This is a genomic window from Christiangramia sediminis (genome assembly GCF_020552705.1).
Lineage (GTDB): Bacteria > Bacteroidota > Bacteroidia > Flavobacteriales > Flavobacteriaceae > Christiangramia > Christiangramia sediminis.
This window is the reverse complement of the sequence record NZ_JAJBZG010000001.1, coordinates 364,817-382,425: the sequence shown is the minus strand read 5'-3', so window position 1 is coordinate 382,425 and position 17,609 is coordinate 364,817. Positions and strand designations below refer to the sequence as shown.

9 protein-coding genes are annotated in these 17,609 nt (G+C 37.0%); 1 reads left to right on the top strand and 8 read right to left on the bottom strand.

The window, feature by feature from the left end:
* Positions 1 to 3: 3 nt before the first annotated feature.
* The 8 genes from LGQ90_RS01890 to LGQ90_RS01855 form a co-directional block, all read right to left on the bottom strand.
* On the bottom strand, positions 4 to 924 hold the full coding sequence (locus LGQ90_RS01890) for a GyrI-like domain-containing protein (RefSeq protein ID WP_229337555.1): 921 nt from the start codon (positions 922 to 924) through the stop codon (positions 4 to 6).
* 3 nt (positions 925 to 927) lie between these two features.
* On the bottom strand, positions 928 to 2,274 hold the full coding sequence (locus tag LGQ90_RS01885; protein WP_229337553.1) for a vanadium-dependent haloperoxidase: 1,347 nt from the start codon (positions 2,272 to 2,274) through the stop codon (positions 928 to 930).
* A gap of 1 nt (position 2,275) precedes the next feature.
* Positions 2,276 to 5,575: a VCBS repeat-containing protein gene (locus LGQ90_RS01880; RefSeq protein ID WP_229337551.1), complete on the bottom strand. Its 3,300-nt coding sequence runs from the start codon at positions 5,573 to 5,575 to the stop codon at positions 2,276 to 2,278.
* The gene (locus LGQ90_RS01875; RefSeq protein WP_229337549.1) at positions 5,538 to 8,894 is read right to left on the bottom strand and encodes a VCBS repeat-containing protein; all 3,357 of its coding nucleotides are present in this window, start codon (positions 8,892 to 8,894) and stop codon (positions 5,538 to 5,540) included. The genes LGQ90_RS01880 and LGQ90_RS01875 overlap by 38 nt, the downstream gene beginning before the upstream one ends.
* 200 nt (positions 8,895 to 9,094) lie before the next feature.
* The gene (locus tag LGQ90_RS01870; protein WP_229337547.1) at positions 9,095 to 10,696 is read right to left on the bottom strand and encodes a RagB/SusD family nutrient uptake outer membrane protein; all 1,602 of its coding nucleotides are present in this window, start codon (positions 10,694 to 10,696) and stop codon (positions 9,095 to 9,097) included.
* Positions 10,697 to 10,706: 10 nt separating this feature from the next.
* On the bottom strand, positions 10,707 to 13,805 hold the full coding sequence (locus tag LGQ90_RS01865) for a SusC/RagA family TonB-linked outer membrane protein (protein WP_229337544.1): 3,099 nt from the start codon (positions 13,803 to 13,805) through the stop codon (positions 10,707 to 10,709).
* A gap of 283 nt (positions 13,806 to 14,088) precedes the next feature.
* Positions 14,089 to 14,733, bottom strand: coding sequence for a gluconate 2-dehydrogenase subunit 3 family protein (locus LGQ90_RS01860; protein ID WP_229337542.1), 645 nt, complete (start codon positions 14,731 to 14,733; stop codon positions 14,089 to 14,091).
* A gap of 11 nt (positions 14,734 to 14,744) precedes the next feature.
* Complete coding sequence (locus LGQ90_RS01855; RefSeq protein ID WP_229337539.1) at positions 14,745 to 16,448, bottom strand: GMC oxidoreductase; 1,704 nt, start codon at positions 16,446 to 16,448, stop codon at positions 14,745 to 14,747.
* A 148-nt stretch (positions 16,449 to 16,596) separates the two neighbouring features.
* Here LGQ90_RS01855 and LGQ90_RS01850 point away from each other — a divergent pair, with 148 nt between their 5' ends.
* Entirely contained in the window at positions 16,597 to 17,595 is a 999-nt protein-coding gene (locus LGQ90_RS01850) for a sugar phosphate isomerase/epimerase family protein (RefSeq protein WP_229337537.1), read from the top strand.
* Positions 17,596 to 17,609 lie beyond the last annotated feature (14 nt).

Below are 17,609 nucleotides of genomic sequence, written 5' to 3'. Positions count from 1 at the left end.
TATTTATTTAATAATTGGAAGAAAAACATCAGTCTTCCAGTTTTCAGATTCAATTTCCTTTTTTGGATTATTATAAAAGATTTCCAAAGGCAGGGCATTTGTTTTTAAATCCTGTTCTTCGGCTTTATTAAGTAGATCATACCATGCCAGATGAGAAAGCCTGTAGTTCCCATTAAAAACAGCCTTTAAAGCGGTAAATGACTTCATTTCTCTAAAATCAATCTGAGGGGTAGGTTTTATATCCTGCGCCAGGTTAACGGGGAAGCAAAAATCAAAGTCTATAAGATCACTTTCTCTATCCCATTTTGTAATCTTAACAAAAGGCGCCCCAGTTAGTTTAATGTCTCTCTCTAATACATAATTCTCTAAAAATCCAATGGTGGCCAGCATCTCCTGTGCTTTAGATTTTACGGGAATATTGGTTGAAGAATGACAAATACAGTTCATATCTGGAGATCTGGTTATCTCATTTTGTAAGCTAACTCTGTAAGTCTGCTGTACTTCATTCAGTCTTTTTTTAAATCCTAACATCCTTTGCTTTAAAGTATCTATATAAATACTGGACACAAAAGGATTTATAATATCCCATCTGTTAGCCAATTGATCTTTAGATGAACGTACACTTAAATTTACATTGGTTACAGAATCATTATTTTTCTCAAACTCCCAGAACAACTCAAGATCCCCGGTTTTACCGCCCTCTATTTTCTGAGTAATAGTATTGAAGGGATCCCTGCTAACAATATTGATATCTGTTTTTTTAGATGTTGAACTGAAGTTTTTCCAATCTGAAACCTCAAAATAGCTGACCCCTGGCCCATACTTGAGTTGCATTTGAAATTCGTAATCGTATTTTTTTATAAATAAATACCAGCCTAATCCCGAAAAAAGAAGTATCAGGACTATAAATAGAAGTTTCTTCATAAATTATTTAGAAGCAATTTTATCTTTTGAATTGGTCATTTTAAGTTTATTCACAACATAAGCTCCCAGGTCCTGGCCTTGCTTTAAACCAACTTCTATCGCTGCGCGATAATGGATTCCGCCGTAAAGTCTGCTATTAGCAGCTTCTATAGACGCTGCATTGAATGAGGTGAAATTTCTAACCGGTAATCCATATTCTGTTTCAGTATCGTCTTCAAAACTAAAATTATCACCAAAAATATCGGTGAGAGCAGTTGCTGCAGCGGCTGAAATTACCGAATGTCCACTAGTATATTCAGGAAAAGGCGGCGTTTGTAAAACAGAACTCCAGCTTTCATCTATATACTTATTAATAAGGGTTTCCGGTCTTACCAGATTACTCCTGTATTTCTCTTCCCAGCAGCTAATAAAACCATCTGCAATCGCCATGGATGTTTTAGTATAGGCATAGACCGATTTATCAAAATCGGCATTAGATTTTTCACAGGCGATCTTGGTAATTCCTATCCAATGCCCACCAGGAGTTATCTTTTTTGTGGCAAACATTAGATGCCCCCGAAGAATAGAAACATACGGGTTACAATCCCAGAATTTAGCAATAGCCATTTTATCACTATTTTCTTCATCCTGGGCAATTTCTTCCCGAATGTTGTAGACTTCCATCAACTCGGTATGAAACCTACTCCCTTCTTCCATTGAAAATTCCGGTGGTGGTGCGGGTTTAAATTGACTTGAAGAATCTATTACGAAAGGTCTTATTTTCATCCAGTGCGGCTCTATCCCATCCATATAAGAAGGTGGTGTGGGTTGCCATCTACTGGTTTCATCTGTTCTAACTGTAAATTTCGGCATGGTACGGGTTTCAGCATAATTATCATTCTTCATCCAGTCTTTCACATGCTGAGCTACTTTCATCCCATAGGCTTCTGAAGCTATGAATACCGCTTCGTCCTTTTCTCTCCAGTTAGCAAAAAGACTATCTCTTTTGCCAGTCATCCTTTCTTCTGAAAAAACAAGACTCTTCCCAATTTCATAAAATGCGGTGAGCGCTGCTATATTCGGGTTTATCTTATCAGATTCTGGTTTGGGAGTGGGTCCAAATTCGTTTAATTGTCCCGCCAGGGAATTATACTCCGGATTAAACTGAGACATTACCTCATAAGCGGCTATATTAGAATAGGCATATACTCTGCTTGCTACCGGGGGCGAAAAAATATCATGCACCATGGTCTTGCTTAGATTTTCATTTGCCATATGAAAATCATCTCCGGTAACTACTATTTCCTGAGCCTTTTGATCACAGGAAATTAGTGTTAAAAATAATATTGGGAGTATTAAGAGTTTTTTCATCTCAAAAATTCATTTTATAAAGTTCAGCTTTTCCATCATTAACGGTTACCAGTAGATATGGTGTATTCTTGATAGTAATGATAGAAAAATCCTTCACTGCCTTCTGTGTTAAATTTAAGCCAATTTCATTGGAATTCAGAATTTTATCCGGCTTAATTATTAAAGACCCTCCCATACCATCAAAAGCCCCGTGATATGGAGTAACCCCAAAATAATTTCCTCCCACCAGCACTTCTTTTTGTCCGTCTTTATTGAAATCATAGTTCAACATTGCCATGATGGGAGCAGTTTGCAGCTGATTTTCAAATCTCCTGAATTTATATTTCCCAGCATTATTTTCCAGGTATCCAGATGCGAGTTCATAAACTTTAAGAACTTCCGCAGTTTCCAGCTCTTCAAGTTTGAATATCTCATTTACGGTCTTTCCGGCAAAATCCTTATACGTGGTAAATCTTTTCCTAATTAACTGACTTAACTGAGCAGATAGTTCATCCATCCCGTATAGAAAATAATAGTCCCCATTTTTTTCGGTAGCCAGTAAAGTTTCGGTTAGACCATTATCATCAAAATCTTTATAATACATTAAAAGAGGATATTCCGCCGAGGCTTTTAACTTTGAATTTAATCCCCAGTTGCCTAATAGAAGATCCATGTCACCATCATTATCTATATCAGCAGGCAAGATCTTTTGCCATAAACCGTTTAGTTTTTCACCCAGCTTTTGAGCTGAAACATCTTTAAATTTCGAATTTTGGTTTTCCAGAAATTTGGGTGACATCCACTCGCCCACCACAATAAGATCGAGATCATCATCATTATCAAAATCTATCCAGACGGCATCATTGACCATACCCAGATTTTCAAAAATTTCTGGTTGTTCAGAAATTGAAAATTTACCTTTCTCGTTTTTCAATAAAAAAGATTTAGGAATCGCTCCGTAATTATAATTTACTGCATTGGCCCCAATAAAAATATCTTCATCTCCGTCTTTATCAAAATCTGCCGCTCGTATTACGGAAGAATTACTATACATCTCTGGAAAAACAGCATCTTTTTTAAATTTTGAGTCACCTTTTCCAGAATAAAACCGATCCAGAAGTTTACTATCCCTACCAATAGGTTCCCCGCCACCTGACGCAAAAAGTAGATCTACCTTTCCATCTGAATTAAAATCCTTTACCATCACATCGGTATCTTCCGCAAGAGAATCTTTTGCTACTTCATCCAGCTTTTCAGATTTAAAACCATCATTTCCCTGAAGATAAACCTGAGCAGAAATATACCTTGAAGCTCCAAAGATCACATCCTCTAAGCCATCGTTATTAATATCAGCCACCTTTACCGCAGGCCCGTGATCAGACATTTTATGAGGAATAAGTTTTTGAACATCAAAGTCATTGAAAGCATTCTCTTCATGAACATAGTTCAGTCCAAAATCATTTTCAGCCTTAGAAAACCAGGTTTTACTATCACGGTAAAATAATTTTTTAATATCAATACGTTTGTCCGATGGTTTGGGTTCCAGGACGAGAGACGTATTTGGTTTAACAGATTTTAGAGTCTGTATGCTTTGATCTGGCCAGATAATGCTCAGAGAATCAATATTAGCTTGTTTGGAGAGTCCAAAATGAATTACCGGCTCAGAGGAAGACTGCCAGGATTTAGTGGTGTAAAGTTGCCTGAATTGTTTTCCTTCATCTGTATATAAAATAGCTTTGGTTCCAATTCCAAAATTATTGCCACTTTTATAATCGAACCTAAGTTTTAGAAAGTTTCCTGAAGTATGATTGTTTATATAAATACTTGATGAACTATTAATATTATTGGTAACGATATCCAGATCGCCGTCATTATCCAGATCGCCATATGCCAGCCCTGTAGAAATGATGGAATCATTTTCTATCCAAACATCAGACATATCTTCAAACATTCCATTCTTCTCACCCTTAAATATATAATTGGTAACTGCTCCCGAGGGCATTTTTTCCAGCGCCTGATTATCTACTAAAGTGCTTTGATCCAGTTTTTTTCTTATCTGTTCATTGGAGGTGAATTTAATATAATCCAGATCATTAGGCCGTTTTGGGATTCCGTTACTAATAAACACATCTTGTTGTCCGTCCTGATCAAGATCTGCAAAAACAGCGCCCCAACTCCAATCTGTTGCAGCGATCCCACTCATTAGAGCTGTTTCAGAAAAATATTCTCCTGCTTTGTTCATCTGAAGCATATTTCGGGTATACTGCGGATGATAGCCTAATTGCTCAGTTCTAAGATTATGAAGATTTACATTATCATCACCAGCTGAAGATTTTAAAACGACTTCATCTTCAGGTAACATATCAAGCGTGAGAATATCTGTAAAACCATCATTATTAATATCAGCCGCATCGCTTCCCATGGAAAATCGGGAAATATGTCCAAAATTAGATTTTAGAGCTTCCTTAAAAGTCCCGTCGCCATTATTCAAATAATAATAATCATCTTCATGAAAATCGTTTCCTACGTATAAATCTGTAAATCCGTCATTATTGAAATCGGCAGTGCTTATTCCAAGGCCATAACTGTTAGCTCCACCATAGATACCTGCTTCTTCACTGATATCTTTAAATTTGCCGTTTTCATTCAGGAATAATTTATCTCCGCTTTCATAAACCCTTTTGTTCCTGATCTCTGCGGGACCATAAGATTCATTGGTATGCACTGCATGGTTTAAAATATAAACATCCAGATCACCATCATTTTCAAGATCAAAAAATGCCGCCTGGGAAGAATAGTTTTCCAGATCGAGGCCAAATTCCTGTGCTTTTTCTGAAAATGTGAGATCCCCGTTATTGATAAAAAGTTCATTATGCCCCACAAATCCATTAATACCTACAACTGCCGACACGTATATATCTAAAAGGCCATCCCCATTTACATCGGCCATTGTGGTTCCAGTATTCCAGGTACTGTTCCCTTCTACCCCGGCTTTCGCAGTGATATCTTCAAATTTCCGGTTGCCTTTATTCAGGTAAAGTTTGTTTTTTACCTGATTTCCGGTGAAATAAATATCTGCAAGTCCATCATTATTGATGTCTCCAATACTCACTCCTCCTCCATTATAGTAATACAAATAATCAAGAATATTCTGGTCCCTGTTCTGGGTGAGTTGATTATTAAAATCTATTCCGGAAAGTTTTGTCGTTGGATTCGAAAAGAATTTTTCTTCCTTTTTAGTACATCCGTAGAGACAAATAACCAGAATTTGAAATATGACTAATTTATAGATTACTAACTTCAAAAATCTTCGGTTTTTCATCATTTATCGCAGCTATAATGTACGTTTTACCATTCTTGTCTTGAAACTTCCTAAGAAATTTCACTTCACTTTTAATATTGAAACCACTAACACCGTAATCCTGCCATTCGAAATTCATCTTACCATCACCAAGCAGAACATTTCCAAAGCTTGCGTCCAGACGTGAAAATTGGGGTTTAAATTCAAAATTATTACCCGCCATTACCAGGTCCAAATTCCCGTCCTGATTTACATCTATACAGGATATTCCACAAATACAGGAGAATTGCACACGTCCCGGCAACTCTTTAATCCTAAATTTTCCATTCCCCTCATTCACTGCTAAAATAGTTTCTGAGATAACTGCTTCTTTAACCAGCGCGTTGGCAAGTTTTTCTTTAGATAATAATTCGGTGATAGATTTCTTCGCATATTCGGAAGCTTTTAGATTTTCTTTTTTTAGAGATACTAATTGGGAAGTAAGCTCTCTTTTCATGTGCAGCGGATAATCCTTACCATCTTTATGTGTGGTGACCACCTGTTCTATAGTTCCGTTATTATCAAAATCATTGACCCACATTTTCATGGGTGCTTCAAAAGAAGTTTCATAAGGAATATTGGAGCCTTTGTTTCCTAGAATAAGATCCTGATCTCCGTCATTATCCAGATCTGCAGATTCCACTGTATTCCACCAGCCGGTATACTCATTCAGGTTGGTTTTATAATTTGAGAGTCTCCTTCCTGAATTTTTAAAGATCTTTGGAGCTCCCCAATCAGAAACTGTTATAAGGTCCTTGATATCATCTCCATCTATATCCTGCCATATCGCAGCAGTGATCATACCTGCATATTTAACATCATAAGAGATACGTTCAGTGGCATTGACAAATTCCCCGTTACCTCTATTTTCCAGAAACAGGTGCTGAGGATCCAGCCCATAATTTACGGCTACACTTCTGCTACCGATAAATACATCGATATCGCCATCTGAATCAAAATCATTTGGAGCAATTACCGCAATATTTTGGTTAATGGATGGAATTGTATTTGTTGAACGCGTAAAATTGCCTCTACCATCATTTATATAAAGTCTGGCTCTGTAATTATTTTCCTCTCCAATCTCATTACCTCCTGAACCAATCATAAGATCCTGATCACCATCCCCGTCAGCGTCAAAAAATGCAGCGGAAGTATCTTCAAAATTTAAATCATTTTTTAGGGCCGGTTGCTTACTTAATTTAAGATTTCCATCTCCGTTGTTGATATAAATGAAACCTTCCTGTTCTCTGGCTCCACCAATAAAAACATCTTCACTACCATCCCCATTAACATCGGCCACCGCTAAGGCAGGACCTTCCTGAGAAAGTTTTTTATAGATCATACCTTCAAAATCAAAGTCGGTATAATTATTTTCCTGATGAGATTCAAAATTGTTATTGGGAAGTTCGGTCAGTAATTTTTTCTGCTGAACCGGTTTCTCCGGAGTAAATATTTCTGAAGCCTCCTTTTGATCCAAAATTAAAGTCTGGTTAACTTTAATATCTGTCATCAATTGTGTTTTACTATTAGGCCAGATTATACGCAGGGAATCAATCTTAGTAACCTCCCCCAGTCCCATGTTCATGGTATAATCCATGGAAGACTGAAAACCACGCGAGGGATTTTGTTCCTGCATTATTATTTCATTTCCGTAATAAAGCCTCAATATGCTACCAATTCCGAAGCTATTCTCCTTATTCCCTTTGAGCTTAACCCTAAGATAATTTCTGTCTTCTAGTTTATCTGAATTATTTCGATAAACAAAAGACTCCATATTAACGTTATTTACAACCAAGTCGAGGTCTCCATCGTTATCAAGGTCTCCATAAGCACAACCGTTTGACAAGCTTGGAATTCCAAGACCCCACTCTTCTGCTGAATTTTTAAATTTTAAGTTACCGGTATTCTTATAAGCATAATTAGGCAATTTGGTAACCGGCATTTTATCAATAATTGAATCTATAGCCTCTTTTTTTCCCGTAAGTGCCATTTTCTGAATGATCTCATTGGCAAAAAATTCCACAAAATCGAGATCGGTAAGATCATGGTTAATTCCATTGGTTACGTAGATATCCCGGTTCCCGTCATTATCCATATCAAAAATAAGTCCGGCCCAGCTCCAGTCGGTACTTTCTACGCCACTAAAATTTGCAATTTCAGAAAAAGAATTGTTACCATTGTGCAGTTGAAGAGTGTTTTGAATATACTGCTGAAAAAAGTCTTTACTCTGTTTAAGCTTAAAAACATTATATCCTTCAAATTCCATTACAGACTTGACGCGCTCTTCAGTATCGGGAAGCATATCTGTTATAAAGATATCGGCAAAGCCATCATTATTTATATCAGCCATATCTATTCCCATAGCAGAAAGTGATAGATGGGAAGTCCAATTCTCAATATCTTCCGTAAACGTTCCATCCTGATTGTTGATGTATAGATAATCCCGTTCGTAGAAATCGTTGGAAACGTAGATATCAGGATAGAGATCATTATTAAAATCGCTTACCATAACACCCAGACCAAAGCCAATAAGGCTTCCGTAGATATTAGCCTCTTCACTTACATCCACAAATTTCCCATTATCATTACGTAAAAGCATATCGCCCACACCGCGAAATATTTTTGGAACTCCCTCCCAATCCTGGGCTCTTACTTCACGCTGTTCAGCATAACCAAGACTACTAACAGGAATATTACTGTTATTCAGAATATACGCATCCAAATCACCATCTTTATCATAGTCAAAAAATGAAGCATGAGTACTAAATCCTGTTTCGGCCAGGTTATATTCGGCAGCTTTCTCTGTAAAAGTAAGATCACCATTATTAATATAGAGATCGTTATTGTGATTATCACCTTCCATATTACCAGCGTTACTCACATAAATATCCAGTAAACCATCCTGATTGATGTCTACCATATTTACACCGGTAGACCACGGCTTGTTCCCTTCTATGCCGGCGGATTTTGAAATATCCTCAAATTTGAAATTTCCTTTATTAAGGTAAAGTTTATTGGGTTTCATATTGGCCGTAAGATAGATATCCGGTAGGCCGTCATTATTGATATCACCAATTGCAACACCACCACCGTTATAAAAATTACGGTATTTAAAAATATTGAAATCGGGGCTGTTCTTTACTTCGTTTATAAATGCAATACCTGTTTCCTCTGAATCGAGTAAGGTATACAAGGTATTTTCATCACTTTTCTGCTTTTCCTGATTTTCCTCTTCAGAATCGGATCCACAGGAAATTAGAAAAAAGAAAAATAATAATTTTATGAAGGAAGAGAATCTCATAATCTGCATTTAGGGTCTTCGAAAATAACTTTTTATAAAGCTAAACTAAAGTCATTATAGGGCATGAAAATGTTTTAAAATCCCTTTTCAAACCAATTTAAATTTTGCTGAATTTTTTTATAAAATATTGTTAAATATAGAAATATTGAATAAAAAAAGAAGGCATAATTGCCTTCTTTTTTATACAGTTAAATTATTGATTAATAACCCTCATTCTGAGTAAGGTTAGGATTTGAAATAATTGCAGAGGCAGGTATAGGATAAAGTACCCTGAATTCTTCAGTACTGTCTTTAAAAGACCATGTATTGGTAAAGGTACCAAAACGTATTTGATCGTTTCTTCTCCAATATTCCCCATATAACTCCCTACCTCTTTCAGCAATCATATCCTGTTCAGTTACACTGGAAAGCGGAGAGGCTTTTCTCAATTCTCTTAACTGATTAACTAATGAAGTTGCATCTCCTGCAGCACCTCTCATAATAGCTTCGGCCTTCATAAGATGAGCATCTGAAAATCTGAATAAAATGTGATGTCCCGTAAATGCTCCGTTTGTTGGGTGATATTTTATAACCCGGATTCCGGTATCTTCGTTATTACCTAATAAACCAGGCAATTCTTTTGTATAAGAAAGATCTCCTCCTTGACGGTTCTTTTTAGTTTCTCCCTGAAGATTATATTGATTATCAATAAGGAAACCAAAACCAATATCTGATGCATCTACAAATCCATCTGAATCGGTATCTTCTTCTGGAATGCCGTCTCCATCAAAATCTATATCACCACTCATAGGTGTCCCTGCTAGTGGAACAAAACCTCTTCTTTCTTCCTGTCCATCTCCCGGAAAGTTAGTATTAGGATCTCCTTCAAATAGATCATAAAATTCAGATAAAGTGGTAAAACCATTCCATCCACCGCCAGTATTTCCTGGAGAATTCTGATTATAATGTAAAGTATTCCATATTTTATTTCCCCAGTCTGCATTAGTATGGAAAATAGTTTCATTATCAAGTTTTGGAGAAAAAATTCCAAAATAACCTTCTACGAGACCGAACCCCATATCCTCAATTGCCTCTACATTCTCTACAACCATTTCCATATCTGCCGGAGCAGCAGAATCGGTTCCAAGATAAATATGCTTATTAAGATATAATTTTGCTAATAGAAAATGCGCTGCTGCTTTATTTGCTCGCATGGTACCTTCTCCTGGGCCAATAGTAGGAAGGTCATCCATGGCGGTAGTAAGATCATCCAAAATAAATTCGAATGCTTCCTGGCGGGTATAAACTATAGGATCTATCTCAATCCCCTCATCTGGTGCTCTAAAAGGCACCTGTCCATACAGGTCCATGATCCAGAACATGCTATAAGCTCTTAAAAATCTTGCTTCAGCAGCCTGTTGAGGAGAAGGATTACTTCTTTCATCAATAACTTCCGTAGTACGGAAAATATTGGAGTTCTGATCATTCCACACATTTCTTACAAAAGGATGGATAGATGACCAGGTATGCTGGTGTAAAGATCTCCATAGTCCATTATCACCCCAGTCTGTCCCACGGGTTGGCACTAATAATTCATCTGTACTAACCTCATTTAAGGCATAAAGATTCTCCTGAGTAGCAATTTGCCCTCGGTAAGTATCGTAAATACCATCTAAAGTAGCATCTACATTTTCAACACCGGTAAATTCTCCGGTTTGATTTACAATTAAGGAATCAGTTTCCTCAATTTCAAGGTCGGTACATGAGCTTATATTTAATGCTAAGGCACCGAGGATTAAAAATTTTAAATTCGAATATTTCATGATCAATTTTTTAAAATTTAGCATTAAAACCAAAAGTAAATGTTCTTGGTCTTGGATAAGCTGTATAATCAATCCCTGCTGTTGGAATACCATTCAGCGGAGTTTGAGTATTTACTTCAGGATCTAAACCACTATAATCTGTAATAACAAATAGATTCTGGCCATTCACATAGAGTCTGAAATTATCAAGAAAAGAATTTTCACCTAAGTCAAATGTATATCCCAGACTGGCATTTTGCAAACGAAGAAAATCACCACTTTCCAAAAATCTGGTAGAAACATCTGGTGCATTCGCAGCCGATTCTCCATTTGTAAGCACGTCCTGAATTACATTTCTTCCTCCATTAATACTTCCTGCTGTGAAAAATGCATTCTCGGTATTATTATAAATATAATGTCCAAACTGACCAGCGAAGAATAAGGACGCATCCCAGTTCTTATATTCTGCTCTGGTGTTAATACCTACATTGGTAGTTGGTAAAGCACTCTTACCTACAAATTCCTGTTCATCACCATTTGGATAGATAGATATTCCGTTTTCATCAAAACCTGCAAACTCTCTTAGATAATAAGAAAATAATGGTCTTCCTTCAGCCAACAGTTGCGCAAAAGCTCCTGTTAATCCCTGTCCAGAAATCTGAGCACTTTCAATTAAGCCATCAAAATCCTGTAATTCATTATCATTGTAAGCTATATTAAATCCTATATTCCAAAAGAAGTCTTCATCATCAAAAATATCATAATCAATAGCAAATTCCACCCCTTTATTTATCACGCTTCCATCAATATTTCTAAAAGAAGAGGGAGCCGGGCTTGGCTGGGCATTTTGAGCTTCCAATAGGAGATCCTGAGTATCCTTGTGATAGAAATCCAAACTTCCTGATAACCTATCATTGAAAAATCCGAAATCCAGACCAATATTTGCCTGTGCGGTTTCTTCCCATTTAAGATCAGGATTTGCAAAACCAGCGGTTCCAAGACCACCCCCGGTTATATCGCCACCGTTATTAATCCCGTATCCGTTCAAAACTCTTCTAATTGTGAAGTTCCCATATCCAAGTCCTTCCTGGTTTCCTGTAATACCGTAACCAAGACGAAGTTTCAACGTAGAGAAGGTTTCCTTATTTATGAAATCTTCCTGATCTATCTTCCATGCAAATGCACCTGATGGAAAATAACCATATTGATTTTCAGGTCCGAATCTTGAAGAACCATCAGCTCTTAATGTGAAAGTAAATAAATACTTATCCATCAATGAATAGTTCAGTCTCGTAAAAAAGGACTGTAATTCGTCATAATTATCAAATGTTCCATTGGTTATAGATTGTAGAGACACACTTCCGGGAGCAGTAAATTCCTGTCCTTGGTAAATTTCTGGGAAAAGTCCATCAGCAAAAAATCCTGCATTGCTGTAATAAAATTGATTATATGAACGGTCTATAGTACCTGCAAGGGCATCAAGATCACTTCTGAAATTATTAGCCATCTCACCCAGGTTTGTAGTAGCAAATCCAAAGGCAGAAGCATCTCTTCCCTGACTATCGAATTTTTGATAAGAATATCCTGCTAATGCCGTAAAGCTGGAATTTTCAAATTCCTTCTCGTAGTTTAATACAAAATCAAAAAGGGTATTGGTAAGTTCTCTATCAAAAATAAAACCTCTCCCATTCCCAGGAGTACCATTAGTTACTCCGGTAATATCACCTGAAACTACAGCTGTTTTTTCTGACTCAGATTTATCATATCCAAGGGTAACTTTTGCATTAAGTGCTGGAAGGATATCATAATCTGCAGAAAAATTGATTAAAACCCTGTCGGTTTCAGTTTCGTCATTAGAAAATCTTAGTAATTGCAAAGGATTTAAGTTACCTCCACCCGGTGAAAAATCTAAAGTTGCTGGCCAGGTTGGGTTTGCGTAATAAGCAGATCCTATTAAATCTCCTGAAGATCCTGCAGTATTTGTAACAGGAGCAGCTTTATCGTTAACTCTGGATATGGTTGATTGTAAACTAAGGTTTAGTTTATCATCAAAAAATCTATGGTTAGCATTTACTCTTCCCGTAATTCGTTCTAAAGCTGAATTCTCTACCACACCTTCTATATCATTATATCCAAAAGAAACACGAACGTTCCCTGAATTATAATTATTCATATAAGACAACGCATGATTCTGAGAGATTGCAGTTCTGGTAATAACATCCTGCCAATCTGTGTCAGCTCCAAAATCCTGAGCTTCCACATCTCCTCCAAATTGTTCAATAGCATCTAAATACTCGTTACGGTCTAATAAATCAAATTCATTAGCTGGAGATGCAACACTTAAGGAAGCATCATATGTAAAAGCTCCACCTTGAGCTCCTCTACCAGATTTAGTTTGAACAATTACCACTCCGTTTGCACCTCTCGAACCATAAATAGCCGTTGCTGATGCATCTTTTAGGATACTTATACTTTCTATATCACTTGGATTAATAAAGTTTAGAGGGTTTCTGGCAGAACTGGAACCAAAACCAAGGTCTCCTGTTCCTGCTGCTGTATCACCTCCTGCTAGAGGTACTCCATCTACTACAAAAAGAGGATTATTATTGGATCTTACGGAAGTTGTACCTCGAATACGAAGCGCCACGCCTGCTCCAGGTTCACCACTGGCCTGGGTAATTTGCACCCCCGCAGTTTTACCCTGGATTAACTCCTCGGGAGAGGATATATTACCTTTATTGAATTCTGCAGCACTAACTGAAGCAACTGCTCCCGTTGCATCCCGCACTGTAGTCTGCCCGTAACCAATTAGCACTACTTCTTCAAGTTCTGATGCATCTGTAGCTAGGTTGACATTAATAGTAGTTCTACCATTAAGAGCTACTTCCTGAGTTACAAAACCTACAAAACTAAAAACAAGTGTAGCATCATCGGGCACATCGTTTAAAGTGTAGTTTCCGTCAAAATCAGTAGTAGTACCGGTAGAAGTTCCTTTAATAGCTACTGTTGCGCCGGGAAGCGGACCAGATTCATCGGTAACTGTCCCGGAGACCGTTTGTTGTGCATTGACCATTCCATAAAATAGGAAGATAGCCGCAAACAAAAAGCCCCTGAAGATAATTTGTTTCATAAATTAAAGTTTTAGTTGGAATGATTCAGAAAAATATCTGAATTAGGATAAAATTATGCAAATATTTGTTAATAAAACAATTAGGTTTTATGAAATAAATTTTTAGAAGTATTTATATGTAAAATTTACACAAAAAAAACATAGAATTATTAGCAATAATCGAAATACGCTATAAATTCGATAAAAATTAATTAATTATCACCTAATTATTATAAATTCAATAAAAAATAAAATTTTACTCACAATTGTTAATAAGTAAAGAAAAACTTATTAAAATCGCAATCTAGAGGGACATTGCTTTACCATTCCCTAATTCTGAAACAGGGCCACAAGGAATATATTCACCTGGAACTGGATCGTACCATAATACATTCTCCCCGATCTCTTCACTATTCTTCCAGGCCCAGATCCCCATTTCTCTAACCGTGGTTAAATAAGCATATGCTCCTGCATCAGGATCAATTTCCATGTCTGATTGCTGTTTTTGAGCATCCTGGGTTTCCGTATTTCTTTTAGCATACTCCTTTTTTTCTGCAGGTGTAGCTTTCAGATATTTCTTGATCAAATTCTCAAATTCTTCGTCTTTTCCTTCCCCCTGCTCCTTATCATATTCAGCTTTAAAGGCTTTTGAAAAAGATCCTGCCGATCGTTCAAATCGATTTCGTCTTTCCTCATCTGCCACCTGATCCATATAAGAATCTATGAATTGGGCTATATTAAGATCTGATGCTCCCGGAGTATCTGTAGCTGGTAATATTATATCCAGTATTCTCTGAAGTGCAAAACCGTGAGATGCCGATAGAAAGGTAGGTTGCCAGTCATATTCAGGCTCGTTCTTACAACTTTGCAATAAGCTTAACGTTGAAGGACCTACAATAAAAATCCCTGCTCCTAGTCCTATATTTTTTAAGGCTTGTCTCCTTTTCATGATTCTATTATTTAAGCATTAGACTTTTTGAAATTCTTTGAAGCATGATCTGCCGCTCTGGCGGTCATTGCCATATACGTTAAAGATGGATTCTGGCACCCTGCAGAGGTCATAAAAGCTCCATCTGTCACATATACATTAGGAACTCCGTGAACCTGATTATTCCCATTTAATACAGATGTTTTTGGATCACGACCCATTCTAGCCATCCCCATTTCATGAATTCCTAATCCAGGTGCTCCAATATCATCGTACCCATTCACATCTTTAAAACCTGCTTTATCTAACATTTCTACTGCCTGGGAGACCATATCTTCCCTCATTTTGAGTTCATTTTCTTTAAACTCTGCGTCAAAAGTTATTGTAGGTAGATCCCATTCATCCAGTTTATTATAATCCAGAGTCATTTTATTTTCATGATATGGCAGGGTTTCTCCAAAGCCCATAAGTCCCATGGTCCATCCTCCTGGTTGTGTGATCGCTTTTTTAAGATCTTCTCCATAAGCTGCCTCAGCTATGCTACTAGACCAGTCACCTCTACTTGCACCCCCCTGATACCCATAACCTCTCAGAAATCCGAGGTTTTTATCATTATCATTCAAATTCCTGAATCTTGGCAAATAGATACCATTAGGTTTTCTACCTTTATAATAAGAATCTTCAAATCCGTCATACTTTCCTGAAGCACCTGCCTTGAAGTGATGATCCATAACATTATGTCCCAGCTCACCCGAATCATTACCCATTCCGTCAGGAAATCTATCAGATTTAGATTGCATTAAAATACTTGTTGAAGCAACTGCAGAAGCACAAAGAAAGATCACATTGGCCTTAAACTCCATAGTTTCCTTTGTATTAGCATCAATAACCTTAACTCCGGAAGCTTTTTTAGTTTCAGGATCATATACAACCTGGCTTACTACTGAATTAGGTCTTAAGGTCATATTTCCGGTCCTTTCGGCTGCAGGTAAGGTAGAAGAGTTACTGCTAAAATATGCTCCATAAGGACAACCTCTAATACATCGGTTTCTAAATTGACATTTAGACCGACCTTCAAACTTTTTATCTCCGGTTATATGAGCTACCCTTCCTGAGGTCATTACCCGACCATCAAAATTCTCGGCAATACTTTCCCTAAAATAATCTTCCACGCAATTAAGATCCATGGGCGGAAGGAACTGCCCATCAGGCAACTGACTTAGCCCCAACTTTTCACCACATACACCTATATAAGATTCAACCTTATCATACCAGGGTGCGATATCTTTGTATCTAATAGGCCAGTCTACACCATGACCATCTTTTTTATTGGCTTCAAAATCCATATCGCTCAATCTGTAGCTATGTCTTCCCCACATGATAGATCTACCACCAACGTGGTAACCACGCATCCAGTCAAATCTCTTTACTTCGTTATAGGGATGTTTAATATCATCTACAAACCAATGTTTGCTAGGTTCAGCTACCGTATACCCTGTTCTTGCTTGCTTAAGCTGGCGTTTCTTTTCTTCCCGAGGAACCTGTCCTTTAAATTTATAGTCCCAGGGATCGTCATTCATGGTTGGATAATCTTTAACATGCTCCACCATTCTTCCTCTTTCTAAAACCAGAGTTTTAAATCCTTTTTCGCAAAGCTCCTTAGCAGCCCATCCGCCGCTGATGCCTGTTCCAACAACTATGGCGTCATAATTGTCATTTTCGTAATAGTTACTCACAATTGATTATTTTATTGATAAAAATTAAGCTCGAAGTCTTTCAAATATATAAATTTAAAGGGATTATTTTACATCTTTAAAAAAAAGCCTACATTTATTTTTCATTTTTCTTAACTAAATCAAAGACATACTATTCAATCCCATAACTATGAAATTAAAATCCTTTCAACTATTATTAATCCTGGTTTTAACTACGTTTTCTTTATCTCTGGTCTCCTGTAAGGAGACTAAAAAAAATGAATCTGATATAGCCCAGGAAGAAAATCCAGAACCAGCTTCGGATTCGTTATTTTTCAAATTATCTCTTGCACAATGGTCTTTACACACACAAATTGAGAATAAGGAACTGGATCCTATGGATTTTGCTCAAAAAGCAAGCGAAATGGGTTTTGAAGGTATAGAATACGTTACAGGTTTTTACGCTGGCCCAATCAAAAATGCTGAAAATCCCGAAGCGAAGATGAAAGAAGTTCTGGACACTCTTAAAGCCAGAAGCGAAAAATATGGGGTTAAAAATTTATTATTAATGATAGATGGCGAAGGCGATCTTGCCATAAATGATTCCGTAGAAAGAAATAAATCTGTAGAAAATCATAAAAAATGGATAGATGCTGCCCAGTACCTTGGTTGTCACTCTATACGTGTAAATTTATTCGGAAGTGATAATGCTGAAGAATGGAAAAACAATTCTGTGGATGCCTTAAAAAAGCTTTCAGAATATGGCCAAACAAAAGGAATTAATGTCCTGGTAGAAAATCATGGGTATTTATCTTCAAATGCCGATCTCCTTGTAGAAGTGATGAAGGAAGTTAATATGGAGAATTGCGGTACTCTTCCCGATTTTGGAAATTTCTGTCTAAAACGTGAAGGGGGAGAAAGATGGAATGCGAAATGCGTTGAAGAATTTCCAAGATATGAAGGAGTTGAAAAACTGATGTCTTACGCAAAAGCTGTTAGTGCTAAGTCTTACACTTTTGATGAAAAAGGGAATGAAGATCTTATTGATTATAAAAAAATGCTTCAGATAATAAAGGATGCCGGATACTCAGGTTATATAGGAGTTGAATTTGAAGGAAGCGATATTTCTGCAGAAAAAGGCATTATGGCCACAAAAGATTTATTAATTAAAGCCGGCAGTGAACTTTAAAACCACCAACCTTT